At 35.5% G+C, this 26190-nt stretch carries 33 protein-coding genes; 6 read left to right on the top strand and 27 right to left on the bottom strand.

Going from position 1 to position 26190, the window contains the following annotated elements; all coding sequences use genetic code 11:
* Positions 1-45: 45 nt before the first annotated feature.
* The 18 genes from ABDZ63_RS06940 to ABDZ63_RS06855 form a co-directional block, all read right to left on the bottom strand.
* Positions 46-249: a hypothetical protein gene (locus ABDZ63_RS06940; RefSeq protein WP_343782641.1), complete on the bottom strand. Its 204-nt coding sequence runs from the start codon at positions 247-249 to the stop codon at positions 46-48.
* 92 nt (positions 250-341) lie between these two features.
* Positions 342-743, bottom strand: coding sequence for a cytidine deaminase (locus ABDZ63_RS06935; protein WP_343782640.1), 402 nt, complete (start codon positions 741-743; stop codon positions 342-344).
* Between the two features lie 44 nt (positions 744-787).
* Complete coding sequence (locus ABDZ63_RS06930; RefSeq protein ID WP_343782639.1) at positions 788-1570, bottom strand: class I SAM-dependent methyltransferase; 783 nt, start codon at positions 1568-1570, stop codon at positions 788-790.
* 219 nt (positions 1571-1789) lie between these two features.
* Complete coding sequence (locus tag ABDZ63_RS06925) at positions 1790-2095, bottom strand: hypothetical protein (protein ID WP_343782638.1); 306 nt, start codon at positions 2093-2095, stop codon at positions 1790-1792.
* A 35-nt stretch (positions 2096-2130) separates the two neighbouring features.
* Positions 2131-2553 (bottom strand): NUDIX hydrolase, encoded by a 423-nt coding sequence (locus ABDZ63_RS06920; protein ID WP_343782637.1) that lies wholly within the window; start codon positions 2551-2553, stop codon positions 2131-2133.
* 35 nt (positions 2554-2588) lie between these two features.
* Complete coding sequence (locus ABDZ63_RS06915) at positions 2589-2912, bottom strand: hypothetical protein (protein ID WP_343782636.1); 324 nt, start codon at positions 2910-2912, stop codon at positions 2589-2591.
* A gap of 2 nt (positions 2913-2914) precedes the next feature.
* Positions 2915-3385, bottom strand: a complete 471-nt coding sequence (locus tag ABDZ63_RS06910; protein ID WP_343782635.1) for a GNAT family N-acetyltransferase — start codon at positions 3383-3385, stop codon at positions 2915-2917.
* A 127-nt stretch (positions 3386-3512) separates the two neighbouring features.
* Positions 3513-3899, bottom strand: a complete 387-nt coding sequence (locus tag ABDZ63_RS06905; protein WP_343782662.1) for a GNAT family N-acetyltransferase — start codon at positions 3897-3899, stop codon at positions 3513-3515.
* Positions 3900-4352: 453 nt separating this feature from the next.
* A complete protein-coding gene (locus ABDZ63_RS06900) occupies positions 4353-5234 on the bottom strand; it encodes a protein kinase domain-containing protein (protein ID WP_343782634.1) in 882 nt (293 codons plus the stop codon).
* Positions 5235-5494: 260 nt separating this feature from the next.
* On the bottom strand, positions 5495-6130 hold the full coding sequence (locus ABDZ63_RS06895; RefSeq protein ID WP_343782633.1) for a uridine kinase family protein: 636 nt from the start codon (positions 6128-6130) through the stop codon (positions 5495-5497).
* A gap of 128 nt (positions 6131-6258) precedes the next feature.
* Positions 6259-6693, bottom strand: a complete 435-nt coding sequence (locus ABDZ63_RS06890) for a VOC family protein (RefSeq protein WP_343782632.1) — start codon at positions 6691-6693, stop codon at positions 6259-6261.
* A 22-nt stretch (positions 6694-6715) separates the two neighbouring features.
* Entirely contained in the window at positions 6716-6982 is a 267-nt protein-coding gene (locus ABDZ63_RS06885) for a DUF3953 domain-containing protein (RefSeq protein ID WP_017185642.1), read from the bottom strand.
* An 18-nt stretch (positions 6983-7000) separates the two neighbouring features.
* Positions 7001-7357: a DUF4181 domain-containing protein gene (locus ABDZ63_RS06880; protein WP_343782631.1), complete on the bottom strand. Its 357-nt coding sequence runs from the start codon at positions 7355-7357 to the stop codon at positions 7001-7003.
* A gap of 72 nt (positions 7358-7429) precedes the next feature.
* Complete coding sequence (locus ABDZ63_RS06875) at positions 7430-7825, bottom strand: hypothetical protein (RefSeq protein WP_017185640.1); 396 nt, start codon at positions 7823-7825, stop codon at positions 7430-7432.
* Between the two features lie 14 nt (positions 7826-7839).
* A complete protein-coding gene (locus tag ABDZ63_RS06870) occupies positions 7840-8379 on the bottom strand; it encodes a GNAT family N-acetyltransferase (RefSeq protein WP_425541955.1) in 540 nt (179 codons plus the stop codon).
* A gap of 23 nt (positions 8380-8402) precedes the next feature.
* Positions 8403-8747, bottom strand: a complete 345-nt coding sequence (locus tag ABDZ63_RS06865; protein ID WP_343782627.1) for a hypothetical protein — start codon at positions 8745-8747, stop codon at positions 8403-8405.
* 25 nt (positions 8748-8772) lie between these two features.
* A complete protein-coding gene (locus ABDZ63_RS06860; protein WP_343782624.1) occupies positions 8773-9261 on the bottom strand; it encodes an NUDIX hydrolase in 489 nt (162 codons plus the stop codon).
* 14 nt (positions 9262-9275) lie between these two features.
* Positions 9276-9722 carry a GNAT family N-acetyltransferase gene (locus ABDZ63_RS06855; RefSeq protein WP_017185636.1) on the bottom strand — a complete coding sequence of 149 codons (447 nt, stop codon included), beginning with the start codon at positions 9720-9722 and terminating at the stop codon, positions 9276-9278.
* Between the two features lie 650 nt (positions 9723-10372).
* On the opposite strand from ABDZ63_RS06855, the gene ABDZ63_RS06850 reads away from it, so the two are divergent.
* Complete coding sequence (locus tag ABDZ63_RS06850) at positions 10373-11308, top strand: superoxide dismutase (RefSeq protein ID WP_343782621.1); 936 nt, start codon at positions 10373-10375, stop codon at positions 11306-11308.
* 720 nt (positions 11309-12028) lie between these two features.
* On the opposite strand, the gene ABDZ63_RS06845 is transcribed toward ABDZ63_RS06850, so the two are convergent.
* The 5 genes from ABDZ63_RS06845 to ABDZ63_RS06825 form a co-directional block, all read right to left on the bottom strand.
* Entirely contained in the window at positions 12029-12445 is a 417-nt protein-coding gene (locus tag ABDZ63_RS06845) for a hypothetical protein (RefSeq protein ID WP_343782620.1), read from the bottom strand.
* A 267-nt stretch (positions 12446-12712) separates the two neighbouring features.
* Positions 12713-14173 carry an alkaline phosphatase family protein gene (locus ABDZ63_RS06840; protein WP_343782618.1) on the bottom strand — a complete coding sequence of 487 codons (1461 nt, stop codon included), beginning with the start codon at positions 14171-14173 and terminating at the stop codon, positions 12713-12715.
* A 110-nt stretch (positions 14174-14283) separates the two neighbouring features.
* Positions 14284-15372 carry a class II aldolase/adducin family protein gene (locus tag ABDZ63_RS06835; RefSeq protein WP_343782616.1) on the bottom strand — a complete coding sequence of 363 codons (1089 nt, stop codon included), beginning with the start codon at positions 15370-15372 and terminating at the stop codon, positions 14284-14286.
* Between the two features lie 21 nt (positions 15373-15393).
* On the bottom strand, positions 15394-16620 hold the full coding sequence (locus ABDZ63_RS06830; protein WP_343782615.1) for a zinc-dependent alcohol dehydrogenase: 1227 nt from the start codon (positions 16618-16620) through the stop codon (positions 15394-15396).
* Positions 16621-16709: 89 nt separating this feature from the next.
* Positions 16710-16835, bottom strand: a complete 126-nt coding sequence (locus ABDZ63_RS06825; RefSeq protein ID WP_343782614.1) for a hypothetical protein — start codon at positions 16833-16835, stop codon at positions 16710-16712.
* Positions 16836-17005: 170 nt separating this feature from the next.
* On the opposite strand from ABDZ63_RS06825, the gene ABDZ63_RS06820 reads away from it, so the two are divergent.
* Together ABDZ63_RS06820 and ABDZ63_RS06815 are read left to right on the top strand one after the other, a co-directional pair.
* The gene (locus ABDZ63_RS06820; protein WP_343782612.1) at positions 17006-17647 is read left to right on the top strand and encodes a lysophospholipid acyltransferase family protein; all 642 of its coding nucleotides are present in this window, start codon (positions 17006-17008) and stop codon (positions 17645-17647) included.
* A 100-nt stretch (positions 17648-17747) separates the two neighbouring features.
* Positions 17748-18632 carry a diacylglycerol/lipid kinase family protein gene (locus ABDZ63_RS06815; RefSeq protein WP_343782611.1) on the top strand — a complete coding sequence of 295 codons (885 nt, stop codon included), beginning with the start codon at positions 17748-17750 and terminating at the stop codon, positions 18630-18632.
* A gap of 87 nt (positions 18633-18719) precedes the next feature.
* Here the strand turns inward: ABDZ63_RS06815 and ABDZ63_RS06810 are convergent, their stop codons facing one another.
* Positions 18720-20489, bottom strand: coding sequence for a methyl-accepting chemotaxis protein (locus tag ABDZ63_RS06810; RefSeq protein WP_343782609.1), 1770 nt, complete (start codon positions 20487-20489; stop codon positions 18720-18722).
* 256 nt (positions 20490-20745) lie between these two features.
* On the opposite strand from ABDZ63_RS06810, the gene ABDZ63_RS06805 reads away from it, so the two are divergent.
* Positions 20746-22077: a short-chain fatty acid transporter gene (locus ABDZ63_RS06805; protein ID WP_343782607.1), complete on the top strand. Its 1332-nt coding sequence runs from the start codon at positions 20746-20748 to the stop codon at positions 22075-22077.
* A gap of 49 nt (positions 22078-22126) precedes the next feature.
* Here ABDZ63_RS06805 and ABDZ63_RS06800 read toward each other — a convergent pair whose 3' ends face one another.
* Together ABDZ63_RS06800 and ABDZ63_RS06795 are read right to left on the bottom strand one after the other, a co-directional pair.
* On the bottom strand, positions 22127-23089 hold the full coding sequence (locus ABDZ63_RS06800) for a DMT family transporter (RefSeq protein WP_343782606.1): 963 nt from the start codon (positions 23087-23089) through the stop codon (positions 22127-22129).
* A gap of 170 nt (positions 23090-23259) precedes the next feature.
* On the bottom strand, positions 23260-24309 hold the full coding sequence (locus tag ABDZ63_RS06795) for a CAP domain-containing protein (RefSeq protein WP_343782605.1): 1050 nt from the start codon (positions 24307-24309) through the stop codon (positions 23260-23262).
* Between the two features lie 142 nt (positions 24310-24451).
* Between ABDZ63_RS06795 and ABDZ63_RS06790 the strand changes: the two genes are divergently transcribed.
* Positions 24452-24799, top strand: a complete 348-nt coding sequence (locus ABDZ63_RS06790; RefSeq protein WP_343782604.1) for a carboxymuconolactone decarboxylase family protein — start codon at positions 24452-24454, stop codon at positions 24797-24799.
* A gap of 48 nt (positions 24800-24847) precedes the next feature.
* Here the strand turns inward: ABDZ63_RS06790 and ABDZ63_RS06785 are convergent, their stop codons facing one another.
* Positions 24848-25087 carry a CDGSH iron-sulfur domain-containing protein gene (locus ABDZ63_RS06785; RefSeq protein WP_343782603.1) on the bottom strand — a complete coding sequence of 80 codons (240 nt, stop codon included), beginning with the start codon at positions 25085-25087 and terminating at the stop codon, positions 24848-24850.
* 144 nt (positions 25088-25231) lie between these two features.
* Between ABDZ63_RS06785 and ABDZ63_RS06780 the strand changes: the two genes are divergently transcribed.
* On the top strand, positions 25232-26161 hold the full coding sequence (locus ABDZ63_RS06780; RefSeq protein ID WP_343782602.1) for a glycerophosphodiester phosphodiesterase family protein: 930 nt from the start codon (positions 25232-25234) through the stop codon (positions 26159-26161).
* The last annotated feature ends 29 nt before the right edge of the window (positions 26162-26190 follow it).

Below are 26190 nucleotides of genomic sequence, written 5' to 3'. Positions count from 1 at the left end.
AACAAAGTGATCAAACTTTGGGTCAAAATTAAGTTGCGATTTGGGTCAATTTTGGGTTGCGAAATACACTGCTTCCATTACAGCATTTTTTTCTTCTTGACCTATAACTTTTAGATCATGAGTTGTGGAAGCTCTTTCATTTTGTGTCCAATCATATGTTGGAATAAAACCCTTGTTTTTCAACTCATTACTAACCCTACGTACTGTATCTTTATTTTTAAAACTTGATGCGACGTAAAATTTTTTCATTAATTTATTCCCCTTTGATCAGTTAAACTATTTAATTTCAGTATGGATCGAATATCATCCTTGAAGAATCTCCCCGTTTTGAATATATAAGATTACTCTTTATAAGCCTTATACCAATGATATGGCTGGATTTCTTTTAATGTTTTGTAATCCAACTTTCCATCTGGATTAGTTACAGCCGCTTTAACATTTTCTCCCCAGTAGAACAGCCTTTCTTGACATACTCCACAGGGGGTTAAAACTGTAAAATCAGCATATTCATCTTCTCTTGCAACACAAATTGTATGCGTGACCTTAGTATTTTGTTTATGCGCTTCAAGAATTGCTCCAGTTTCAATACATAATTCAGTTGAAGCGTTGATCACGTCAGGTGATACACTTGTTAAGATATGGTTATCTTCGGTATACATGGCTGCGGCTCCCCCCCAACCAGAAGGATATCTTTTTTCTATCAAGTCTATTGCTGTTTGATAAAGTTTTTGTTCGATGTTCATTTTCTTGCTCCTCTCTCCACCAATTGTTGATCGACCAGTTCAACTTAAACTACATTTAGTTTTAAAGCCCTTGTAGCCATAAAAGTTTTTATGTGCTTGTCTAAAATTCTCGTTCCGCCAAAATCATCCTCATAAAAACCTGTAATAACAAATCCTGCATCAATTTGACCTTGAATTTGGTCTTCGAGGGTGTGAGCGTATTCTACTGTTTGACCTGAATTGATATAATCTTGTACTTTATCCTCTGGTAAATAATCCAATGTTGATGAAGGAATTGAGTGTTTAACATCAAGAATACCTTTTCTCTCTTGATCATCATCAAATATCCATAATAAAGGGTTAGTAAATCCAGCAATTAAAACGCCTTGATTTTTCAACACTCTTGAAACCTCATCCCATACAGGCTGAACATCTTTTACAAATAAATTAGAAACAGGATTGACGACAATATCAAAATACTCATCATCAAAGTCACTAAGGTCTGACATATCACCTTGAATCGTTTTTAAAGTTAAGTCATCTCGTTTAGCTACCTTCTCATCTTGTTCCAATTGCTTTTTAGATATATCAGTCACTGTTACATCTGCTGCTGCCGCTGCTAGAACTGGTGCTTGTTGACCTCCACCTGATGCTAAGCAAAGGATCTTCAATCCATTTAAGGAATTAGGAAACCAATCTCTAGGAACTGACTTTTCAGTTGTGACAGTGATTTCCCATTCACCAGATTTGCTTTTTTCAATAACTTCACTACTTACAGCTTGAGTGTACCTAGATCCTTCTTCAACTTTTTGATCCCATGCATGACTATTTTGTTGTGTTGTATCCATTGTGTTCCCCCTAATTAAAGTTGTGACATTAATTATAGCTCTCTTTAACAACCTACCTTGTTAATAAATAACTTTCATTCCGATTCCCCACATTTGGATTCATCCTTCCATTTCACATATGTATAAATCAATTGTGCAACAGAAGTAACAAACATAAGTTTCTATGTATTTTTACGGTAAATGTGATTCAAATTTAGTAGATCAACATCTATTACTCTTTTAGCTTACTAAACTTCTTCTATGTACCAACTTCAAAATTAACCAAGCCAAAATAATATATACAATATACAACATAAACACTAGTACTAGACTAAATAAGACACCCATAGTACCCGCAAATTGTTCAGCCGCAGCAGATTGGTACCAAGAAAAAACAAATAAAAGTAATACAAAGCTTACAAGAAAAACCGTGCTTAAGCCACTCTTATAATCCTCCCTTTTCTTCATGACTATAAGGCCAAGTGGAAAGCTTATGACGACAATAGCCACTAAGAAGATGTTAAATAATAAATTAACTGTATCCATAATAAATCTCCTAACTCACACTAAAATCTCTTAATCTATTGCTCAAATATTATATCCGCAAGTTCTACGTTCTCTTTTAGGTAGTCTGGTACATCAGAATGGGATAAGATCTCAGAAGTTGTCATCCAGATCACCTCATCAACTTCATCACTACTCTTAGCATAAGCCTCTCCAGATTTGTGTTGGCAAAGGAATACAATGTCGATCACATTTAAACCCTTATCAGTGACGAATGAAGAGCTATTCACATACTTAGAAACCTCTACTTCAATACCTACTTCTTCTAGTATTTCTCTATGTAAGGTTCTTTCTAAAATATCTCTGGAGTTCCCCTCGACCTCACACTTTCCACCAACAAGTGAAAGTAACCCACCAGCGTGTTCTTCTTTTTCACTTCTTCGTATTAATAGCCATTTTCCATCACTGTAAATGGCACCTTCTACATTTACTATGAACATATAATTCCAACTCCCTTTTCCCAATGCCACGTCGTTTATATCGATAACGACAAGATATAAAATGATACGCCCAGAACGAATATTGTAGCCATGAGTAAAATTGTAAATTGTTCTCTCTTCTTTGCAACTAACATTTCAACTAGTTCAACAACATTAGCTAACCCTAGAGAAAGCAGCATACCAAAAAGAAGTAAACCAGGAAATTCAGTTGAAGGATCAGAGCTCACTAAACCTGAAGTAGATATAAATATTACGTGAATGGCAAAATATATGGTTAAAGCACTAAAGAGAACCTTTAGGGCTAATAAAAACTTATTACTTTGTTTATATTTTTCTTTGACCTTGGCCAACACACTCAACCTTATCCCTCCCTATCAAGCTTTCGCCAATAACGTTCATTTTCAGCTTTTTGCTGAAAACCTCGTAATTTATAAAAAGGAATCCCCAAGCTATTACCATCTTGTACAGAAACATACTGGTCTGTTGCACCTTTTCTTATATGATCCTTTGTAAAAGCATCTAAAAGCTTTTTTCCAATTCCTTTAAATCTATAATTTTCGTCTATATAAAACACATAAATTTCACTAGCACTTGGCTCAGTCATAACTCCTCCAATCGTCCCTACAACTGTCTGATCTACCATAGCTACGTGCGTATAGACACCTTTCACAATGTCCTCCTTCACCTTTTTAAGGTTATACCAATATTCTACATTTTTTATTTGATATTCCTCGCTATAAATACCTTGAACCGTTTGTCTCCATCCAATTGAACAAATACTACTAATTTCTTCTGTGTGTTCTGGTTCTGCTTTTGTAATAGAAATGTCCATTTTTCACACCTCCTCCTTTCTTCAAACAATGGATTTATTCAGTTGCTTCTCTAATTTTTTCTCCATTGAAACAGAAGAATTTAGATTGAAAATATCAATCTCCCATTCATACTAATTCATGGAACTATTAAAGCCTATATTGGATTAGCTGGCTATCTGTTCCTAAGTATTCTTCCTTACCTATCCTACTGACCTCTTTAAATCCTAATTTAGCAAGCATTTTCTTTGCACGAATATTAGATTCAGTTGTTTCAGCAGTAAAAGTTGTAATTCCTAAATAACTTGAGGCATAATCTATCATTTTTACACAAGCATTAAATCCATTGCCTTTCCCCCATATAGATCTATCACCAATGGCTATGCCTAATTCAGCCGTATTACCATCAATAAAAGCAAGGTCCGCATAGCCAATTAAACTTTGTTCCAATTCAATCCCTAATCGGAGAAAGTCTTTTGAGTCATTATGAACACAATGCACCCACCATCGATATAAGTCTTGCTCGTCCCTGTTGATCTCCCAGCCATTTGCAAATCAAAACTTCTCATCCTTACTCCAATTTAAAACATATTCATAATCATCTGTCGTTATAGGTCTAATAGTTATCATGTACATTGTTTTCCTTCCATGCTTTTTATAACGATAACAACAATACATATACTGATACGCCCAGGCCGAATATTGTAGCTATGAGCAAAAATGTAAAGTGTTCTTTTTTCTTGGTAACTAACATTTCAACAAGTTCAACAGTATTTGATAACCCCCAAAAAAAGAGCATACCAAAAAGTAATAAACCCGGGAAATCAGTTGAAGAATCAGAGCTTACTAATCCTGAAGTGGATATAAATATAACCTGAATAACAAAATAAATGGTTAAAGCGCTAAAGAGAATTTTCAAGGCTAATAAAACTTATTACTTTGTTTATACCTCGCTTTGACCCTTGTCAACACACTCAATCTTATCCCTCCCTATTTCACAAGCTCTTGCTTTGAAGCTGTGTCCCAAGCTGAGAAAAATTCTTCTACTGTCGAATATCTATCTAATCTATCTAATTTGACTGCCTTCATGGCTATTTGATAAAGTTCTTCTCCTGCTTCCCACTTTGATCTTGATCGATCAAGTTCTCCACCGAACAAGCCGAATGCAATGGCACCCATATTAAATACATTTGTTCTTTCATCAATACTAGAGTCTAATTCGAATTCTTCTGGTGACATAAACCTTGAAGAACCCCAAAGCCTCCCCATTGTGTTAGTAAATGGCTTTTTCTTATATAAATCTATATCACAAATTTTTGTTACATTATTTTTAAAGTCATATAAAATACTTCCGTCATAAAAATCAACTGCTACATAGTTATTTCTTTCAACATATAGGTGGAATTCTAAAATAGTTTTAAATGAATCTAAGCGTTGTTCAATCGGTAAGATCTTATAGCGATAAAAAGGAGAATCAGGATGAGTGTATTTATGAGGTGGTGGAAAAGCCCAATGAGAGTGAAGACATTCGCCATCAAACCATTCAAACACTAACGCATACCCTTCTTCAACTTCAAAATGGTCAAGCAATTTTATTAAATGTTTATGTCGCAAATCCTCATAAATGGGAATTGAATCCTTTAATCTCACGACTGCATCCTCTGGTTGCCCTCTATATTCTTTTGTCTTTGCACCAGCATACTTTACAAACTGTTTTGTACCATTCTTTTCAACACCGAAACATATATTTCCTGAGTCTTGTTCATCAAAAACGGTGAAGACTTCCCCCATATTCGTAAGCCATTCGAAGTTATGTTTCTCTTTTAAATGAAGTGACACGTTATCTAAATATATAAGTTGTAATTCGCTCATTTAAAGCCTCCATTATTTTCTCAACCTTCTTACACATCTGGATCAGAAGTATTATGAACACCAAGCAACACCTGCACTAGGTGTTCATAACTTTAAATTCAAGTGAACACTCTCCTATAGTTTTAAAAAAACGGATCAGTTTGCCTATTCAACTCTTCATTTACTTGATTGTTAATTGAATATTTCTAAAATTAATGTTAACATAAAATTCCAAATAAATTAACATAAAAAATGCACGCTAATAACTAGCGTGCATTTTTCTATACCCTGAATTTTTCCAAGATAGATTCTTCATCGGAGTTCTTTATTACAATATCAAATTGCTGACGATCATCATGCATAAATAAATGATATTGAATTCTACGTTGTTCATGAGAATGTTTTATGTAATTTAAATCTGCTCCTCTTTCCGAAACATCACGGATCCCTCTTCTTATTAATTCAGTTTCTCCATCCGTGTATAAATAAATGGTTAGATCAAATAAATTTGGATTAAGAAATGCAACACTCATCCCCTCTACAATACTTATATCTTTTTGTGAGGAAACCAAAGTACTTTCCGTGTAATGAGTGCCAATTGTATAAAAATCTAGTGAATTTCTAATCATGTTTATATATCTCTCTAAAGCTAACAAATTATGAGCAGCCGGGTGACAAGCTGTCATCTTATAAGAAAAACATTCATTGTTATATTCATAATCAATCGTCGTGTACTTCCTAGCATCAGTAATAATATATGGATCAGTATTTAAATAATTAACTTCTTCCTCCAGCAAGCCTACAAGGTTGTTAGCAAACGTTGTTTTACCAGAGGCGCCATGACCTGATATACCGATGATTAATTTCTCATCTTTCTTATTTACCAAATTAGCTATCTTATATAATATGTCTTCCATATGTGCCCCCTCTATTTTGTTTGCTAGATTATTTGAATCGCTCTCAAATCAATTTTAAAAAGTAAATTAACAAAAATTAATTTAAAGAAGGCACGCTACTCATTAGCGCGCCTTCCTTTTTACCTTCATTATTTTTTCTTCTGCTCTTCCCATAACTGCAAACGCTCTTCATGACTCACTTCTTTATGAACTTGATGCAGCATCCATACGTAACCAAAAGGGTCCATAAATATAGCATTGGAAACACCGTGATCTGGAAGTTCAGTTACTGGTTGAATTTCCGTGCACTCCATTTCCATTGCTTTTGAATACATTTCGTTAATGTCTGGGACCGTTACGTTTACCCAACTCGTTTTTGGGTCGTCTGGCTTTGGTGCGATCAGATAAAAATCAGGATTTTCATCCAACAAATGAAATTGAACCTCGTACAATTTGAAGACTGCTTCATTCTCACCACGAGGAAGGTTTGAAACTTCTACTCGTTTTACGTCAAATACTTTTTCGTACAACTCTAATGCTTTCAAGCTATCTTTCACAACTAAATCAATTTCTACTCCAACCATAAGTCACACTCCATTTGAAATTTTAGCTTATCACAAGACTAGATGTAAGCCACAACACATAGATCGCTGCACCTGCTGTAAACAGTGACGTTACAACAAGAATAATAGATAATGCTATTCGTTTCTTCTCAAATTGTTCGAATCCTAAAGTAGCTATTAAAAAGCTTAATGATAACAGCAATAAAGTTAAAACAATCCCAACAGATGGGTTAAACAAAAATGGCACAACAAGAATTAAAGTTAAGACAGCAAAAATTATCTTAATTGGTTTAAAATCGAATGTTTCCATAAATCTACTCCTAACATCTTATATCAAAAACATAATAACAACAATTAAAGCGGCACTACTACCGAAAGCACCTACCAGATCAGGAAGGTGTGATTTTTCTTCTATTCCATGTTTGTACTCCATATAAGCTCTAACTCCAAACCCTATTGTGAGAAAAGCTATAATGACAGGCTCCAGGAATGTGTAAAGGGAAGTGAGCATTAATACGGTTACAGAAGCTATGAACATAACGAATAAACTAATCTCTAACCATTTATGAAATTGATTAACGGTTCGATACATTTCAACGGGAAGATTATATTTAATATACACATAACACATCAATAACCATGTTATAAACATAATAAAAGCAACTATAACCATCGTCTCAATCATGATCATACCCTCCCACAAGGTAACCTTTCACTTCTATTTTAACACATTTTTCTAAACATCCATTTAAAACACTTAGTCCTCTAATTCCAACATCATTCTTTCATGGTTGCCTTCCCATCTAATATCAACATCAATCTCTGCATCTTCTTGAGTTACTTCACAATCAACACATCTCCCAATAGAGTTATTGAGTACACCATTAGAAATAAATATGTCTCCCCCTCTAGTAGAACTAGTCACAGCATCAACGGAATAACTAATGCTTTCTGGTGGTTCACCTTCACCAATATACTCCATTATTAGACTGACGTTTTCACTATCTCCTCCTCTTATCGAAACGAAATACTCTACTTCCCAATGATCTGTTTCGTTTTTAAAGGAAAGTTCCTCATAATCTGAATAACACGCCGTAAGAACTAAGCTTGTTAAAATTAATGCCATAACTATTAAAATACTATTATTCTTCATGCTCTATCACCTTTTTAAACCGAATTCTTAAAGTAAACTAAGTTATCCGTCCAATTACCAAATTCATAGATAAATTCTTTTCTCGTACACTCATACTCCATTCCGACACGCTCTGCCAATTGAAAAGACGCATCATTATCCACATTAATATGCGCTTCAATACGGTGGTAGTTTAATTGTTTATGACCTATTTCGAGAGCTTCTTTAACCGCTTCTTGACCGTATCCATTGCGCCATTGATGGTTATGAATTGAATACCCAATCCTTCCCCACTGGAAGTTATCTCGTACAAGCGTTGAGAAATCTATCATTCCAATATGAACGCCGTCCGTTTTTCTAAAAAGACCAAAAACAAACGCCGTATCTGAAATGGCTAACTCCTGATGCTTGTCTACTAAATCACGAAACCACTCTTTTGTACAATTACTCATGTCTCGCTTGCCTTCATCATGACGGTGCTGCGAAGGCTTCCGACTTTCAAAACCATCGAGCCAACTTTCGTAATCAGATTTCTCTAAAGGCTTAATGATTAACCGATCAGTTTTTGACACAATATCAAAAGTTTTTTCAATTATTTTCAATGAGACGTCTCCTTTGTTTTACTTGTACTTGACTTCCATAGTTTAAACAATCCAACGACTAAAAAAGTAAATGCTATTAATTCTAATACCCTAGGAATATATGTAGTCCACACTACAAACTCTCCCATAGTCATCCCCATTGGCGGACCATGTTCTAGGAAGTAATCCATTATTCTAATACCACCTGTCCCCAAAATAATTTGGTATAGCTCACTAATTAAGAGCAATAAGAAAAAATAAAAACCACCAGTAAAAGAAAGCTTTCTAGAAAAGATTAGCCCAACGATTAACAAGACAATCGTTGGGACCGGAATTAATACACTAATAAATCCCACAAACAATATAGTCCCACCTTTTAAATCTTAACTAATTTAATACCTTCCATTCATCAAAACACTCGGCCTCAATCGTTAGTTTCTTAGTTTTCATCCAATCAAAAGCTTTTAAAACTAGCGGTGAAGCGTTATCCAAGGACACTTCCTCCTCTGACACCCATAAAGCGCCAAGAGAGTCTTGACCTTCAAATTGATTTTGCTCGATTAACGCTCCAGCAACTTGTCTAACTGTATAGAAAACAGCGATATGATGCACATCCGTGTGACCTTTCCACAACCAAGGTAGCTTAAAGTCGACCACACCAATATTTTCATCTATTTCCACTTGCAAACCCGTTTCTTCATGCACTTCTCTTCTCAGCGCATCTGTTAATGACTCTCCCTCTTCCAAGCTTCCACCTGGCAAGTCAAATCTATTAATATAAGGACCACCGCTTTTATGTATAACTAATAATTTCTCGTTTTCAATACAAAGCCCATAGACACCGAAGGCTCGGTGGTAATTCTGCTCGCTTGTCATAGCGTTCCTCCTTATTAGGTTACTTTAACTTTCAATAAAGGCAGGCTACGTTGCGGGAATACAGTTGATGGTGTATAACCCACCTTCTCTGCACCCATCTTTAAATAAAAACCTTCTGCGCCAGGATCACTATCAATTGTGAATTGCTTAACACCTAATTCTTTTACCCGCTTCATTAAATCTATCCATAATAATTGACCAAAGCCCTTACCTATGTAAACAGGATCAATAAATAATGCATCTAGCTGTTCATTACTTAGTGAAAAACTATAGAAAGCGACGATTTCTTTTCCCTCGATCATTACATAAGTAGGGTTGTTTTTAATATATTCTACAGTGACCGTTAAGTCTTCTTTACATTTATCTAAAAAGTCTTGTGAGTATCCCCAGTAAGACTTTGAGTTATATGCAATTGTGCTCAGGCGGTTACAATCAGTATTATCTGCTTTTCTAATCTTCACCTTATCCCTCCCCGGACTCTACAGTCTCTTTAAAACCTACACTTCACATTTTACCATAAAATTACTTTACGGACTTTTCTATAAAATAAAAAGTAGTTCAATTATGAACCAAACTGAACTACCAATCTATTTATCCCGCTATCATATAATATATTAAAGAAATCAACTGAATAGTGACTGTTTATTAATGATCAAGTTTGTTTGATTAAAAGACCTCACATTCCTCACATCAGTCTTTCAAATGAAACTCAACTTTCTTTCGAGAAAACATTCAATACTTGAAGATTGTTACCGAGGTTAAACGAAGCATCAAGAAAAACACACTTCCACTTCGCCTTCTTTTGAGCTATTTCAAGACAGTTTTCACGCACGATGAACTAACGCTGCATCCTTATGTGGTCAGCACTATGGCCAATGATTTCACGGTTATATAAGTCGACCAAAACACAAATATAACGCTGGACTACTTGGGCTTTAAATTCTTGGGTAAACGTTCTTCTCTGACGTCGTGTCATATATCTCCTCGGCATTGAACCAAGTGTATATGACCTTATCGAATCTGTCTAATTAAGTGTAATTTAGGTATACAACTATCGAAACATCACCTCCACTCATATACATATCACGGTAAGAAAAAGGAGGTAATGTATTTGAATAATGAGTCATTAAGTCAATTTATAGCTGAATTAGAAGTGTGGGGTTCTGAGTTATATGATAAATGGGAACGGTTTAAATCAGAACAGGATAACAATTTAAACGAAGAGCTTATGAGCTATGATCAAGAGCTTAATCAATTTATTGAAACCGCTAGGAGGTATCATGAACGTCAAGAAATGTTGTCTTTTGATATTGCACACGAATTACAACGTGAAGCGTCTTACTTATTCAACAGGTGGCATCATTTAATCAAACCTGATCAAAAGCATGATGATCACACAAATAACAATCAAGATAATCGTTTCGTACCAATCGGTGGGCATGAGCTCCCTCCACTCCCTTATGCTTATAATGCACTCGAACCTTATATCGATGAACGAATTATGAGACTTCATCACAATGAACATCATCAAAGTTATGTGGATGGATTAAATGAGGCAGAAAGAGAAATGCAAAAGGCAAGGCAAACAGGAGACTTTGACCTTATTAAACATTGGGAGCGAGAAGCTGCTTTTAACGGTGCTGGCCATTATTTGCATACCATCTTCTGGAATGTAATGAGTCCTGATGGTGGTGGTGAGCCAAACGGTCAATTACTAAATGCCATCAATGAATCATTTGGTAGTTATGGTCAATTTAAGGAACATTTCTCTGAAGCAGCTAAAGAGGTTGAAGGTGTCGGTTGGGCGATATTAGTCTGGTCACCACGTGCTCATAGGTTGGAAATTTTACAAGCGGAAAGACATCAAGACTTAACTCAATGGGACGTTATTCCACTATTAGTCCTTGATGTATGGGAGCATGCCTATTACTTACAATATGAAAATGACCGCGACTCATATGTCGATGAATGGTGGAACATTGTCAATTGGGATGAAGTTGAAAGAAGGTTCAATACGGCAAGAGAGGTTAAATGGGAGCAGTATTAGAGCGGTGAAATTCGTAACAATTTATGTAGTAAGTGCACAATTAAATTATATGGGATTTAAAAAAGAGAGGAAAAACAGCTTATAGACTCTGTTTAGAAGTACGGGGGTAAATCGCTAACTATTTCACACTTAAAAACGCGTTTGGATTTTATTCCGGACGCATTTTTAAGTGTAAACATAATAGGTCCCTTCCGACAATTATCATTAAGTATATTACAACATTATAGGATCACTCCCGCAAAATCTGCTGTTAATACTAATCATTCTGGTTTGTGCATAAGAAAGATGTCCTCTCTTGATAATTTTTTACTAGTAAATGCTTGAGATTATGTCTATTGATATCAATTTTAGGTTTTATGTAACATTAATCCATTTTTTTGTGGCGCTTCTTATGGAGTAGTCGAACTGAAATATGCCTTAGACAAGCCATTTTCAGTAATTGTATGGGGGTATTAGAAATATTTATACGAGTTTAATCAATGCAGTAAGCAAGAGTGCCGGTGTGTGTTCTCAGGCATGCATATAGGAGTTGATCGCTACTTTTCTTCTATGGATGAAATGAGCTAATTATAACTACCAGCAATTTGGGTTTGAGTGAAAACGGAAAGTAAACTCCAAAGGAATAGAATAGGGTGATTGCGAGTAGCTCTTGGGGTGATTAATGAATGAGCAGAAAGATTGGAAGGAAGGCTTTACACCTTTTCTTCTATGCTTGGGATGTTAAAAACCGAATAGTTTTTTAAAGCGATAAATTTCTATTTTATTTTGCCAAGTTTCGTCTTTTAAAGCATCGTTTTGCGCTTCAACAATCGAAATTCTTGATTTGATTTCTCCAAACTCTTTTGCATTTTCAAGTTTCATGCCATCAATTTCTGCCTTTAACTCTTCTTGACCTGTTCTTAATGATGACAGCATTCTGCCATGCTCTTTTAACATATCGCTATGGCTTTGTAGCTTGGCGTCATGGCTTTCAAGAATGTTACTATGCTCCTTGAGAAGTTTACTATGCTCTTTAAGAATTTCACTATGTTCATTGAGAATTTTGCTATGTTCGTTGAGAATGTTACTATGCTCATCCAACGTTCCTTGTATTTGCATAAGCGAAGAGAGAATTTGTTGCTCAACTTGCTTGTCCATAATTAACACCTCCATTTTGACATTTATTATATCAACCATTAATAAAAATAAGAAGCGAACATAATGTTATTTTTTCATGAGTTATTACTAGATCTTAATGATCGCCTTCATAAGCTATTGCTCATACACCTTTTTACATGGAGCTTTAAAGAGATTAGTATTAGCTCTCCCCATATAGAACATCATCAATAAAAAACACGTGAGTTCAATGAAAAATTCACGTGTAATACTTTAGATAACCTGTTAAAAAACTATTTTCCTTCAATTTTATTTTGCAAGACGTAGAATTAAATCCTTAAGTTCCACTAACCTAGGTAACTTGACCTCTTCATCTACACCTGTAATCAGAAAAGGAATAAGTGATTCTTGTTTGTGTAATGAACCATGACAAGCACCCGCAATATGAAATGGTGTCGATTGTGCCTTAAACTCTGATCCTGGTTTAGCATTTACCACGATATATCGTCCTTCATGAGAATGTAATGCTCCGTGGATCCTAGCCAGTGCATCTGGGAAATCATCGTACTCTAATTGATTATGTTCATTCTTTTTAATATTCAGTAACGATAAGTCTCCTCTTATTGTCCAGGATTGCCCGTATAAATCGGTTAAATCTCCACCAGGTTGATAAATCAACTCACCTGATTTTGTCCCAGATTGAATAATATTCTTCTCATCCTCTTGCCAGGCAATCACATCTATACGAGGATCTTTTACCAAGCTTCCTGCTATATCTCTTAATGGAATACGTTCATCAAGAATGTATATATATGCCATTCTTTGGTTGACAGATAAGACGATTTGATCATCATTTTCAACAGGTGTGTTTATTTTGTTAATTTTAAACCCTGAAAGTATTTTTCTTAAATCAATGATGATTTGGTTATAACTCCAACCTGTTCGGGAGTGACCATTATCACCAATAATGATCCAAATATTTTGATTGATTGCATCTTCCCAGCTTTTATAAACATTTAATACTTTTTGAATTTCTTTGTCGACCTTAGCAATTCCACGCAAATCATAAGGTCCTTTAAAATGAACTCTTAAATCTGTTTCTTGAATAACACCTAAAGTAAAAGCTGGTAACAGATTACGTTTAATTAAATACCTTAATTCTCTACTGGTAAACTTCCGATTTCCTGAGAGTATTTGTGGGTTGAAGCTAAATTTTCTAAAACTAGACAAGGACCCTAAAGAAAATAATTCAGGAGCATTTGTAGTCAAATGATCACTTAAATTAGCAGTCCGACGCAAAAGATAAGGAATATTCAGGTCATGCTTTTTAGGTCCACGGTATACAAATGAATTTATACTCGCACCTGATAAGCCTTGATGATCTAATTCCTCATAAATCGTAGACACGCTTTGATTCAAATCCACGTTATTCAATTGATACACCATGTTGTGAGCAGCTTGACTAAACCCCATTCGAAATACTTCTCTTACTCCTGTTCCATAATTAATCATTTTTCGATGCTTAAAATCAAACCAATTAAGACCTGGAATCCCGTGCTGATCAGGGTACGTACCTGTTAACAATGTACTGTCGATCGTAACAGACATAGTGGGATAAGAACTCACCATATCTGGAGTAAAGTAACCATTTTCCATTAAGAAATGTAAAGCTGGTGCCCTGCCTGTTTGAATGGCAATTTGAAGCGGATCTGAAACTAAACTGTCGATATTGATTAAGATAATAGGCTTTTTCTTATTTTGACTGATCATGATGTTCATCCTTATTTAAGACTGTTTTTTATAAGGTTCTCTAAGTTGATTGGATATATTCCTGTTCATAAAAAAGTGTAACCCCATAAGAGAGGTTACACATATTCCTGTTAACTAGACATCGGCACTTGATGTTGGATCCGCCCTTCTATTCGTTTAAAAATATCATCCAAACTACGTCCTGTAATCGTCAGTCCATGATTTTTCAACCCAATAATCGCTCTTGATGGGTCATCTTCGTTTCTAATGAGCTCCGCTACTCTTTCGGCCAACTGAATAGTACCACATGGGTAATTAATTTCAGTTGCTTTAACACCATCTGCCCAAGCGTGAATGTGAACAATAGCACCGACTTCAGGGTGTTCTTTATAGATCATCCAATGCTCGATCGCATCAACTGACGCACGTTTTGGAGTTATGTTTGGTGGAATGCTAATTTCCATAGCATTCTTAGTTTGGTTAAAGCCTTTAATATATAACATATCTTGACCAATAACTTTCATATCTGCTTTATTAATACCACTTGCACTCATCCAAAAGCGATTTTCATCTTCACGACAGCTTAAGTTACCGTAACTAAGCCCGCCAATACCGTATAGTTTCTTCAATTGTCTTAAGTCACGATTATTCAAATAGTTTTCAATTGGAAAAGGGGCAGGTAGTAAATTCATCTGATCTAACCTTTTACCTGATTGTGATAATTTCTCAGTCTGTTCATTCCCATGCCAAAGATCCTCTTTTAAATCCTCGCTAAATTCATTATTAATAACTAGCTGTGATGAAGCGACTGGCTCTAATCTCGTAAAAACTTTATTAAAGAAATCCGCCTCATCTTGATTATAGGTTACATTATAAAAACCTTGTTCAGGCGTGACAAAATAAACTTCTGTTTGGTTTTCATGATGAACAATATAGAGTAAGTGGTTCGCTAATGATCTGATCAAATACGGATACGCCTTTTGAAACGTATTCTGTGACTTGTGATTTTGTTCAATCACTGAAATAACAAAAGTTGCTTGTGCATGCCTACGAAAGGGTCTGGGTTTCTCGGGGTCCAATACATTGAAGACAACATTTAAATCTTCAACTGGTTCATGAGAATAATGATAGCCTTGCTCGATAAATTTCTCCTTTAACCCTTCTGTAAACCATGATAGAAATTGACTTTGCTTAGCTCCAGTTACAATAAAATTACCCATAATAATCCTCCTTTAAATGTTTCAATTTGGTTCAAACACAACTTTTACAGCAGAACGATTCCCTTTTTTCGTAGCGGTCTCTAAAGCATAACGGTATTCCTCCAAAGGAAACTGATGGGTGACTAACGGTGAAAGATCTACTTTTCCTTGTTGCATAAGGTCAATAGCAATTTCAAATGTCCTTCGACTCTCACCTTGATAGTGTTCAAGACTATAAGCAAAACACCCCTTTACTTTTAATTCATTTAACCATACAGTCGTCCAATCAATCCGTTCCATGATGCCAGCCAAACCTAACAACACAACTTGTCCACCACTTCTTGTAAACCTTAATGAATCATGAACACTTTGCTTACGACCCACACACTCAAACACGATATCCGCTCCACCTTCAACCACTTCTGCACCAAATATCGGATTCAGGACTTTAGCATTTAAAACTTTAGATAGTCCCTCTACATAAGTTGACCGATCTAAATCAATCACTTCATTGGCACCATAATGATAAGCCATTTCCTTCTGAAGATTATGCTTGACTAACGCTATCACGTTACATGGAATATCGAGTGCTCGAATAGCAGCAATGACTGATAACCCTATAACACCTCCACCGATGACAAGGACTGTATCGTCTTCTTTTGGTGGATTTCTCATAACGCTATGCAGAGCGCAACTAAATGGCTCAACCATGACACCATTTAAATCGTTCACTTCATCAGGTAACTTAAATATTTGGCTTTGGTGTGCAACAACATGAGTTGACCAACCACCACCAGTGTCTTTACAAGTACCAATTAATAACCCTGGCGAAATATCACCTTCTGTCTTATGTATACATAAACTGAAATTACCTTTCAGACATTCTGTGCACTTGTCTTCAATCCCTCTTGGTTCACAAGATAAAACCGGATCAATGACAATTCGATCTCCAACTTGAACGCCATTTACCTGAGGACCTACTTCTTCAATTTCACCGACTATTTCATGACCGATTGTAAAAGGAAATGAGGCAAAGGGTGATGTAGCCGGACTATCATTTAAAAATATTAAATTGAGATCACTACCACATATCCCACTATATTTTACTTTCACTTTTACCCACTGTTCATTTGGTAGTGTTGTATCCGCTTCATCTACAAATCGTAAACAAGATAGTTTAGAGTTCCAATATAGTGACGACTTAAACCGTCCTCCTACTTTACTCATGACATAACGCGGTAATTTATAATCAAATTGTAATGCTCCCACAACGAATCACCTTATTTTTATAGACTTTAAGGTTATTATTTCCGAATTGACCTATTACTAATCAAAATTAGGTTAATTTTCCAATTTTCTTATGTTAAATCATTGGACTCGTCCTCTTTTTGTTGTTCCTTTAAGGCTTCTTCATAATCAAATTCCACTAAAGCAACGATCATTCTTTCAAACTCATTATAGATATTTTTAATTAGTTTAATCATACGAATAAACCCTTTCTTAATTTAAATTGGTGGAATACCTGACCATAGTATTAACAACTTCACCCATGTTTTATGTAAATGTTCTTATATTTTTTCCAACTTTTACTCATAATAAGAAAGACGATCAACCTCAATTTTTGATGAGATAAAACAGTTATGAGGTGTTAAAAATGTTATATGAATCTTTTAAAGTACTCGCCAAGTTAGTTATATCTTCGCAATTTAAAGTCATTATTAAAGGTAAAGAGAACCTATCATTAGACCAACCAGTCGTTATCGCATCTAATCATGTTAGTGGTTATGATCCAATAGTTCTCTCGTGTGTTATTGATGGAGAAATTCACTTTTTAGCTAAAAAAGAACTGTTTAAAAATAGATTGTTAAGATGGTTGTTAACAAATATAAATGCGATCCCTGTTGACCGTCACGGCGGAAATGTCATAAGACCTGTTAGAAAAGGATTGAGAGTATTAAATGAAGGTGGATTACTTGGCGTTTTTCCAGAGGGAACACGATGTAAGTCCGATCAAGTTGTTCAACCTAAAAAAGGTGTCGCATTTTTTTCTTTTAAAACTGCAACACCGGTTTTACCGATTTACATTACCTATGACCAACGCCGTTATCGCCCTATTGTTAAGGTGAATATCGGTGAAGCAATTGACCCTATTCATTATCAAGACCTCGATTATTCTGGGTTTGCGTCCTTAGTCATGGAAAGTGTTATGGAATTAAAGAGTAATCCTTCAAATGCAAACGATCGCACTGAAGTCGTTTTTGGAGAAAACCAGCAAAAGGGGATTAATGATTTATAAGACACACCCAATTTTCCCATCCGACTAGCCACTAAATTGAATAGACATATAATCTTGTGGTAATAATTGATGTATTAATTAACTAGATAGGTGATGACCAATGTATCATTTTATCGTCAATCAAAAATCTGGAAGCGGTCGAGCGCTTAAAGTATGGTACCATGTTGAATCGATCCTTTGGGAAAGAGAAGTTGATTATGAGGTAAGCTTTACACAAAGTCCTAATCATGCAACACAATTAGTTCAACAAATAATTAATTCAAAGGTAAAAGCCATTATTATTGTCGGCGGAGATGGAACCGTTCATGAGGTAATCAATGGCTTACAAGGTTCAAAAACACCATTAGGCATCATCCCTGCCGGTTCAGGTAATGATTTCTGTCGCGGTATGGGAATCCCGTCTCATTATAAGGAAGCATTAGAGCGTATTTTAAAAAATGATAAAAAATTAATCGATGTCGGCCGTATTAATGATAAAATATTTGCGACTATTGCTGGGATTGGTTTTGACGGGAAGATTGCTCAAGTAACAAGTACTTCCAAATTTAAAAGGTTATTTAGTGTTATTAAAATTGGCAGTATTCCTTATATACTTAATATGTTTAAAGTCTTGCTCTACTATAAACCAATAAATGTTAATCTCAACATTGACACAAATCATGTAAAACATGAGAAAGTTTGGTTAATTGCAATTGCTAATACACCTTTTTACGCTGGGGGTATGAAGATCTGTCCAGAGGCTAAAAATAATGATGATCTATTTGATATTTGTATTGTGAAAGGCGTTTCTAAATGGGGATTACTTAGGATTTTCCCATCTGTCTTTAAAGGGAAACACATCGATCACCCAGCAGTAGTTACTTATAAAGGTAAAAGTTTAAAGATTGTATCCAGTAATCCAATGGTTGCTCATGGTGATGGCGAAGTTATTGGTCAAACACCGTTCAACATTAAGGTCCTTCCTTCATTGATTTACATTTTGTAATTTAGTTGTCAATGTTGTATCGAAAATAAACACCTCAAAAGGATGATCTCACGATAAACTTTTGAGGTGTCTTACACTTTATTTAAATTATTTTACTTTAAATTTACTCGCAGCATCTTGAAGTTCTTCAGCCATATGAGTTAATGCATCAGTTGCTGAAGTTACTTCCTCCACACTAGCCGTTTGCTCTTCAGTAGCACTTGCCACTTCCTCAGCTAAACTAGAAGCTTGTTCTGTTTGACTAGAAACAGACTCCATTGAAGTTACTAGTTTATGACTTCTTTCATCAATTTGCCCGATCGATTCAGATACTTCTTGCATTCGTTGTGAAACTAGTGTAACAGCATGTGCAATATCCTCAAAGGAATGACCCGCTTTATTAACAAGTTCTTTTCCTTCCTCTACATTCACAACTCCATTTTCCATTGATTGTACAGCTTGGTGTGTTTGACTTTGAATCTCTGTAATAATATTCGAGATTTTACCTGTCGATTCAGTCGATTGCTCTGCTAACTTTCTAACCTCATCTGCTACTACCGCAAACCCTTTACCATGCTCACCAGCTCTAGCCGCTTCAATTGCTGCATTTAATGCTAGTAAGTTTGTCTGTTCAGATATGTCATTGATTATATCTAAAATTTTCTCAACCTCTTTAGAATGCTCATTTAAACTTTGAATAATATCTCGTGTTGATTCTGTGTTTTGACTAATAGCATCCATTTGATTTACGGCTTGTTTAACGACTTCCTCACCACTTGAAGCCTGTTGTGAAGTAGATTCTGATGATTCATTAACTCGTTTTGCCCTCGTTGATATTTCTTTAATATCTAAAGAAATATCCGTTACATACTGTGTTGATTCCTGTACTTGTTGAACTTGCTCTTCATTGCCTTGTGATACTTGTTGAATCGAATTCGCAATTTGTTCTGCTGCTCTACTGGTCTCATCAGCATTAGCATTTAGCTGTTGCGATGATGCAGCAACTTGTTGTGAAGATTCTACTACCTGTTTAATTAAACCATGCATTTGGTCAAGCATTTGATTATATTGCGCTGCTAATTCACCAAATTCGTCTTTGCTGTTAACTTCAATTCGTCTTGTTAAATCTCCGTTCGCAACATTTTGTAATCCACTATAAACCGTATTGATTTGTTTATTCATGTAACGCACGAAGAAAAATACGACGCCTAAGCCAATAACAACTGAAATTAAGCCGATCATTCCCATTGTTTGAGCTGTCTCTTGCCTAACTAATGTTGCTAGCTTTGACATTTGGAAATCAATTGCTGCTACACCAATGATTTCTCCTTGGTCATCAGTAATAGTTGTTGCTAAGGTAATAATCGATTGATTAGTCGCAGCGTCCATATAAGGTTCGGTCCATATGACTTCACCTTCACTCGCAATTGCTTGCTCATACCAATCACGTTCAGTAGAATTGTAATCTGATAAGTCAGTTTCTGGTATATCATTCAAATATAATGAACCATCAGGCGTTCCGAAATATAAATTCAATATATAATCATATCCTTGGGCATATTCTGTTAAATAGTTTTCATAATAAGCTGTCATATCCTGGTCATTTGTAGCAGGCATATTATCATAAGTCGTATCAGAACCCGGAATATCATGCGTTATATACTGTAATTCTTCTACCTGACTATATGTATTCAGTAATACTTCATACTCTTCAAATACATCTAGAGCTTGTGAACTCTCTTTTTCTAATTCTTCTTTAGGTATAACCACTCGTTCTAAAACAGATGATTGACTATAAGAAACAACTCCAATGATTACAAGCGGTACAATCAACAACGTAAGCATTAACACTGTTAATTTAAATTTAATAGTTTTCAATTTTGACTCCCCCTCAATCAAGCGATTTCCTTTTATATCGGATATAATATTATATTTTTTATATTTTTCTAAAAAGACAGTCATAATTATTTCAATCTCATTTCCCAGGTAAGCGCATAAAACGACTCCTTCTTGCAATAGTTTACAAAGTAATTCGACAGCCATTCTAAGAATTTTCCCAACGACATTATCTGAATATTAAGACTCTTTGGTTAATAAGATTTATTAAATGCTTATTAAAAGGAGGATAACTTTTATGCTTAAATCGATCACAGCTTTTAGTGATCGTCTAGTTCAACGTTATTTACCAGATGCCTTTCTATTTGCTATTATTTTAACGATTATCGTATTTATACTTGGACTAGTCTTCACTAATAGTACTCCAGTTAACATGGTTGAGTACTGGGGGCATGGCTTCTGGGATTTACTAGATTTTGCGATGCAGATGTCTTTAATCGTCATTACGGGTTATATACTAGCTAACACACCATTTGTCAAAGGCATATTATCTAAAGTTAGTAATATGGCAAATTCCCCTGGGCAAGCAATTGTATTAGTTACTGTAGTTGCTTCTGTCGCATGTTTAATTAACTACGGCTTTGGACTTGTTGTCGGTGCCTTACTAGCGATTCATATCGCTAAGCGCATCCCTTCACTTGATTACCGTATATTAATCGCAGCCGCTTATAGTGGGTTCCTACTTTGGCACGGAGGCTTCTCTGGCTCTGTTCCCCTCACAATCGCAACTGAAGGGCATTTTTTAGAAGATTTGATAGGACAAATTCCTATTACAGAAACCTTATTTAGTGAATTAAATTTATTTATCGTTTTCATTCTATTAATTACACTCCCCATCCTTAATTGGTTTTTATTAAAGGCACGTGATGGTAATTCAAATATCGATCCTGAATTACTCAAGACACATACACAACCAGTTAAAGAATCAAAACCAAACCCAAAAGAAATGACGCCTTCTGATCGACTAGAGCATAGTCAAGTGATCTCAATGGTGATTGGATTACTAGGTTTAGCCTTTATTTTTTACCATTTTGCAACAAGCGGATTTGATTTGAACATTAACATTGTCAACTTCATCTTCTTATTTTTAGGCATACTATTTCACAAGACGCCTCGTAAGTTTCTAAATAGTGTATCAGATGCGGTCAAAAATGCTAGTGGAATTATTATTCAATTTCCGTTTTATGCAGGGATCATGGGAATGATGGTTGCCTCAGGGCTATCAGAGCAGATGTCGACGATGTTTGTTAACGTATCAAATGAAGTAACCCTTCCTTTATTTGCCTTTTTAAGTGCTGGTATAGTTAACTTTTTCGTTCCATCTGGAGGTGGTCAATGGGCTGTGCAGGCACCCATTATGATCCCAGCTGCGATGGAAATAGGTGTTGATACGGCAAAGACTGCCATGGCTGTTGCATGGGGTGATGCATGGACGAATATGATCCAACCGTTCTGGGCGTTACCACTTCTTGCAATTGCAGGACTTAAAGTTAAGGACATCATGGGCTTTTGTTTAATTATTCTCGTATGGAGCTTTATCCCCATTGCAATTGGGTTATTGTTATTTTAAGCTTATCGCTAAGCCATAAGTGTAACAACTGCCCCTTAAGTGAGCTCACTTAAGGGGCAGTTGTTTTATATATATTCGCAATGATAATACCAATAATAATTAATGTTGAACCGATTAAAATACTTGCTGTTAATGACTCATTTAATAATAACCAACCGAAAAATAAGCCAAACACCGGTACAAGTAAGGTAGAGATCGTCGCTGTCACCATATCAATAACGCTTAAGAGCACAAACCATAACGTAAAACATAACGCTGAAGCTAATACACCTGTGAACAAGATGTAATAAATACTTTCTCCATTTAATACGATGGCTTGATCTGATTCTGCTATTATAGCAACAACAATAATAGCTATTGCTCCAAATGCCATTTGATAACCATTCACTTGAAGTTGTGATAACTTCTGTAAATATTTACGATAATAAACGTTCGATAAGCCCCAAGAGATCGCAGAAATTACAATTAATAGCTCTCCAAATATAACAGCTGGTTCTTGTTCTAACCACAAATCCCACCCTAGGATCGTCAACAAGCCAACAAGCCCTACAAATAATCCAATCGCTTTGGGCTTGGCCAGCTTTTCTTTTAAAATTATACCTGCTAAAAGGCTACTCCAAATTGGCATCGAATATAATAGAATAGAAGATTTACCTGCTTCAACAAACTTTAAGCCATACATCACCAGTAAGAATACAACGGCTGTTTGTAATAGACCAATGATTACTAAATGCTTCCAATATTTGCGTTCAGGTATACCAATCTTAAAGAGAAATAAAATGATAAACATCGTAAGGGCCCCGACACCAAAGCGGAAAGCTGAAAACGTAAAAGGTCCCATGTATTGTAAAGCTTCTTTCATTAACGTCCAAGCATAGCCCCAAATTATAGTAGTGATGAAAATTAATAAAGCAATTAACCATGGACGTTCCTTTATGTAGTTAATTATGTTCTGTTGACATACAAGCAAACGATAACCACCTATCTGATTTTCTTCATTCCATTTTAACATAAGCATCTGTTAAAGCCCGTTGTTGGAATAGCGAATCACTTTTAGTGCACTATACTTTAACAGATCTAACATAAAGAAAACCTCAACCCACAATCAGGTTGAGAATCTCTTTAAACCGTCTCATATTATTGATTTTATCAATTTTGATTAAAGCAATAAACCCTATTAGACTATTCTATTATAAAAAGCTGGGTCCAATAACTGTTTTGTTCGCCACCTTGTGCAAAGCCAACACCTAAGTGAGTTAAGTCTTCGTTAAGAATGTTCGCGCGATGGCCGTCACTATTCATCCAACCACCCACAACTTCCTCCGGTGTCTTCTGACCAGCAGCAATGTTTTCTGCTGAACCTCTATTGTCAATTTCAAAATGTTCCACCATCTCGTAAGGAGCACCATAGTTAGGGGATTCATGAGCTACATAATTGTAATCTCGCATATCCTCTGATTTCATACGAGCCACTTCAGCTAAATCATCATGTCTTAAAAATTGATCTAAACCGTTTTCTTCTCGAATTTCATTGACGATCTTAAATACGAGCTCTTCCATTTCATCAACATCTTGCTCAATTGGGTGGTCAATGAAATAAACTGTCCAATAATGCCCGTAACTCCCTCCACTTTCATAACCAACTCCCACATGTGTAAATTCTGGGTCATATAAATAATTAGAAAAATTACCATCTTTCAATTGTTCAAAAACACGCACTGGATCTTGCACTCCCGCTGATAAACTTGCTGCGATTGAAAAGTATGGAATGTCATAAGAGCCAATAATGTCACTTGCATTCCCCAAATTCGGGGACTCCATATCAAAGTAATGGTTATCTTTCATGTCAGCAGACTTTAACGTTGCTGCTTCATGTAAATCTTCTAGAGTATTAAACTGTGTTAAACCTCGATCTTCGCGATAACGATTCATTTTTGTTATAAGTTCTTCAGTTAATTCTTCATCAGAAATAGTTTCATCCACTTCTTCTTCTATTTCTTCTAAAACGACCTCATCAGAATCATCATCTTCTACTTCTTCATTTGTTGTATTCTCCCGCTCGTATTGTAGTTCAATCAAAGACCTTTCAAGTGAATGATTATTGACCAATAATTCATTTGCGCTAGCTTTCATGTTAACTTCATGTTCGTACAAGTTATTTAATAGCATATAGACCAAAAACACACCCAAAATACATACCAACAAAGTTAATCCTACAACAGGCTTCTTCACCTTATTCTCCTCCCACCAAACAAGAAAATACACTTTTATTATATGTTAGTAAAATGTTTTATGTATATTTTATTCATCATAAATCACGATAAGAATGTGTCTAGTCTAAAAAGGAGTGATATGTATCGAACATTCAGAAGATATGGAAGCGTTTTTCCATGATGCTTTACTACATTATAAGGAAGGTACGAACGCATTTAAAGACAAACTACCTAACCTTACTCAAAGTTTTTTCGATTTCACAGAGGCTTGTTTTGCTGATGGTGCAATAGACAAAAAACATAAGCAATTAATGGCCTTAAGCGTAAGCATTTACTCTCAAGATGAGTATTGCATCATTTATCATATGAAAGGTGCTGTTGAGAACGGTGCATCAGAAGAAGAAGTAACAGAAGCAATTGGTGTCAGTGCTGCTTTAGGTGGTGGTGCAGCCTTTGCACAAGGTGTAACACTAGCAAAAGATGCATTTGAATACTATTCAAGTAAATAATAATTGTTTAGTCCCTCACAACTTACTGCGAGGGACCTTCTATGTAATTTAAACTCTAGAACTGTCTTTAAATTCGATTTCTTTGTGTGACCCATCACAGTAAGGTTTATTTTTTGAAGCGCCACAACGACAAAGTGAGAATGCCGGTTTAGTTTCATACTCATTACCTTCAGCATCTAACAACGTTACATCACCTTTAACTAAAATCGATCCATTATCTCTAACTTGAATAATTGGTTTTTGTTCACTCATCGTACATCCCCCTTTATCAAAATTCAACCTTATCATATCACGTTTAAAGTAAAAGTTAAATAAAACTTAAGTAGGCATAACTATTATATGGTCAACTCATTGTACTACTAAATAAGATTGTCTAATAGAATATATTATAGTACATTTATTTATAGAATAATTTTATAAGGAGATTTCTTAATGGGGAAGCATAAATCCAAGAAAACATATAAAAAAACCTTTTCAATTGGTCTTACGATTTTAGGTGCGATCTATATCTTTCTTTACTTAATCCCTATGCATTCAGTTAGTCCTAAGCCTTTCTTTGAGAATGACCGCCCGCTAGTCATTGCCCATCAGGGTGGTGAGCACCTTAAACCATCTTCAACAATGGTAGCTTTTGAAAATGCAGTTGAACTGGGAGTGGATGCCTTAGAAACAGACTTACATATTTCAGAAGATGGTTATTTAATTAATATTCATGACCCTTCTGTTGACCGGACAACTGATGGAACTGGAACTGTTTCAGAGATGTCATTAGATGAATTGAAACAGTTAGATGCCGGTTATTATTTTGAGGATGAGCAAGCTAATCACCCTTATCGTGATGAAGGATTAGAGTTAGTAACGTTAGAAGAATTGTTTGAAGCGTTTCCTAATGAACGGTTTGTTATAGAAATTAAAAACACGAATCCTGATGACCGGGTTGACGAGCTGCTGGATCGACTCATTCAGTTAATTAGCGAACATAATATGCAAGAACAAGTTCTAATTAGCTCATTTGATCAAGATATCATTCAAGCCCTACAAGATAAGGATCCGTATGACATTGCTGTAGCTGGGGGAAGACAAGAGATTAGAAACTTTATCATTACACATAAAATATTCTTAAGGAACTTATATAATCCTAGTGTTGATGCGGTTTTGATTCCAACAGATGAAAGTGGTTTCGATTTAACAACGAATGATGTCATTAGTGGGGCTGAGCGCTTAGGTTTACATTTAACATACTGGACGATTAATGATTCAGACAAAATGCGAGAGTTAATTGAGGCTGGTGCAGATGGTATTATAACAGATCGACCAGATTTATTACTCGATGTCTTAGAAGACCTTGGATATGATTCATAACAAAACGGGACTGACACTTATTGTCAGTC

The organism is Alkalibacillus silvisoli (genome assembly GCF_039521975.1).
In the GTDB taxonomy this organism is placed as follows: domain Bacteria; phylum Bacillota; class Bacilli; order Bacillales; family Alkalibacillaceae; genus Alkalibacillus; species Alkalibacillus silvisoli.
The sequence above is the reverse complement of the archived record's forward strand: the minus strand, read 5'-3'. Positions and strand labels throughout refer to the sequence as shown.

What these genes read in the sequence shown, in the direction of transcription:
- ABDZ63_RS06940 (WP_343782641.1), bottom strand. Translation starts at nt 249, where the DNA reads ATGAAAAAATTTTACGTCGCATCAAGTTTTAAAAATAAAGATACAGTA.
- ABDZ63_RS06935 (WP_343782640.1), bottom strand. Translation starts at nt 743, where the DNA reads ATGAACATCGAACAAAAACTTTATCAAACAGCAATAGACTTGATAGAA.
- ABDZ63_RS06930 (WP_343782639.1), bottom strand. Translation starts at nt 1,570, where the DNA reads ATGGATACAACACAACAAAATAGTCATGCATGGGATCAAAAAGTTGAA.
- ABDZ63_RS06925 (WP_343782638.1), bottom strand. Translation starts at nt 2,095, where the DNA reads ATGGATACAGTTAATTTATTATTTAACATCTTCTTAGTGGCTATTGTC.
- ABDZ63_RS06920 (WP_343782637.1), bottom strand. Translation starts at nt 2,553, where the DNA reads ATGTTCATAGTAAATGTAGAAGGTGCCATTTACAGTGATGGAAAATGG.
- ABDZ63_RS06910 (WP_343782635.1), bottom strand. Translation starts at nt 3,385, where the DNA reads ATGGACATTTCTATTACAAAAGCAGAACCAGAACACACAGAAGAAATT.
- ABDZ63_RS06900 (WP_343782634.1), bottom strand. Translation starts at nt 5,234, where the DNA reads ATGAGCGAATTACAACTTATATATTTAGATAACGTGTCACTTCATTTA.
- ABDZ63_RS06895 (WP_343782633.1), bottom strand. Translation starts at nt 6,130, where the DNA reads ATGGAAGACATATTATATAAGATAGCTAATTTGGTAAATAAGAAAGAT.
- ABDZ63_RS06890 (WP_343782632.1), bottom strand. Translation starts at nt 6,693, where the DNA reads ATGGTTGGAGTAGAAATTGATTTAGTTGTGAAAGATAGCTTGAAAGCA.
- ABDZ63_RS06885 (WP_017185642.1), bottom strand. Translation starts at nt 6,982, where the DNA reads ATGGAAACATTCGATTTTAAACCAATTAAGATAATTTTTGCTGTCTTA.
- ABDZ63_RS06880 (WP_343782631.1), bottom strand. Translation starts at nt 7,357, where the DNA reads ATGATTGAGACGATGGTTATAGTTGCTTTTATTATGTTTATAACATGG.
- ABDZ63_RS06875 (WP_017185640.1), bottom strand. Translation starts at nt 7,825, where the DNA reads ATGAAGAATAATAGTATTTTAATAGTTATGGCATTAATTTTAACAAGC.
- ABDZ63_RS06860 (WP_343782624.1), bottom strand. Translation starts at nt 9,261, where the DNA reads ATGACAAGCGAGCAGAATTACCACCGAGCCTTCGGTGTCTATGGGCTT.
- ABDZ63_RS06845 (WP_343782620.1), bottom strand. Translation starts at nt 12,445, where the DNA reads ATGGACAAGCAAGTTGAGCAACAAATTCTCTCTTCGCTTATGCAAATA.
- ABDZ63_RS06840 (WP_343782618.1), bottom strand. Translation starts at nt 14,173, where the DNA reads ATGATCAGTCAAAATAAGAAAAAGCCTATTATCTTAATCAATATCGAC.
- ABDZ63_RS06835 (WP_343782616.1), bottom strand. Translation starts at nt 15,372, where the DNA reads ATGGGTAATTTTATTGTAACTGGAGCTAAGCAAAGTCAATTTCTATCA.
- ABDZ63_RS06825 (WP_343782614.1), bottom strand. Translation starts at nt 16,835, where the DNA reads ATGATTAAACTAATTAAAAATATCTATAATGAGTTTGAAAGAATGATC.
- ABDZ63_RS06820 (WP_343782612.1), top strand. Translation starts at nt 17,006, where the DNA reads ATGTTATATGAATCTTTTAAAGTACTCGCCAAGTTAGTTATATCTTCG.
- ABDZ63_RS06815 (WP_343782611.1), top strand. Translation starts at nt 17,748, where the DNA reads ATGTATCATTTTATCGTCAATCAAAAATCTGGAAGCGGTCGAGCGCTT.
- ABDZ63_RS06805 (WP_343782607.1), top strand. Translation starts at nt 20,746, where the DNA reads ATGCTTAAATCGATCACAGCTTTTAGTGATCGTCTAGTTCAACGTTAT.
- ABDZ63_RS06800 (WP_343782606.1), bottom strand. Translation starts at nt 23,089, where the DNA reads ATGTTAAAATGGAATGAAGAAAATCAGATAGGTGGTTATCGTTTGCTT.
- ABDZ63_RS06790 (WP_343782604.1), top strand. Translation starts at nt 24,452, where the DNA reads ATGGAAGCGTTTTTCCATGATGCTTTACTACATTATAAGGAAGGTACG.
- ABDZ63_RS06785 (WP_343782603.1), bottom strand. Translation starts at nt 25,087, where the DNA reads ATGATAAGGTTGAATTTTGATAAAGGGGGATGTACGATGAGTGAACAA.
- ABDZ63_RS06780 (WP_343782602.1), top strand. Translation starts at nt 25,232, where the DNA reads ATGGGGAAGCATAAATCCAAGAAAACATATAAAAAAACCTTTTCAATT.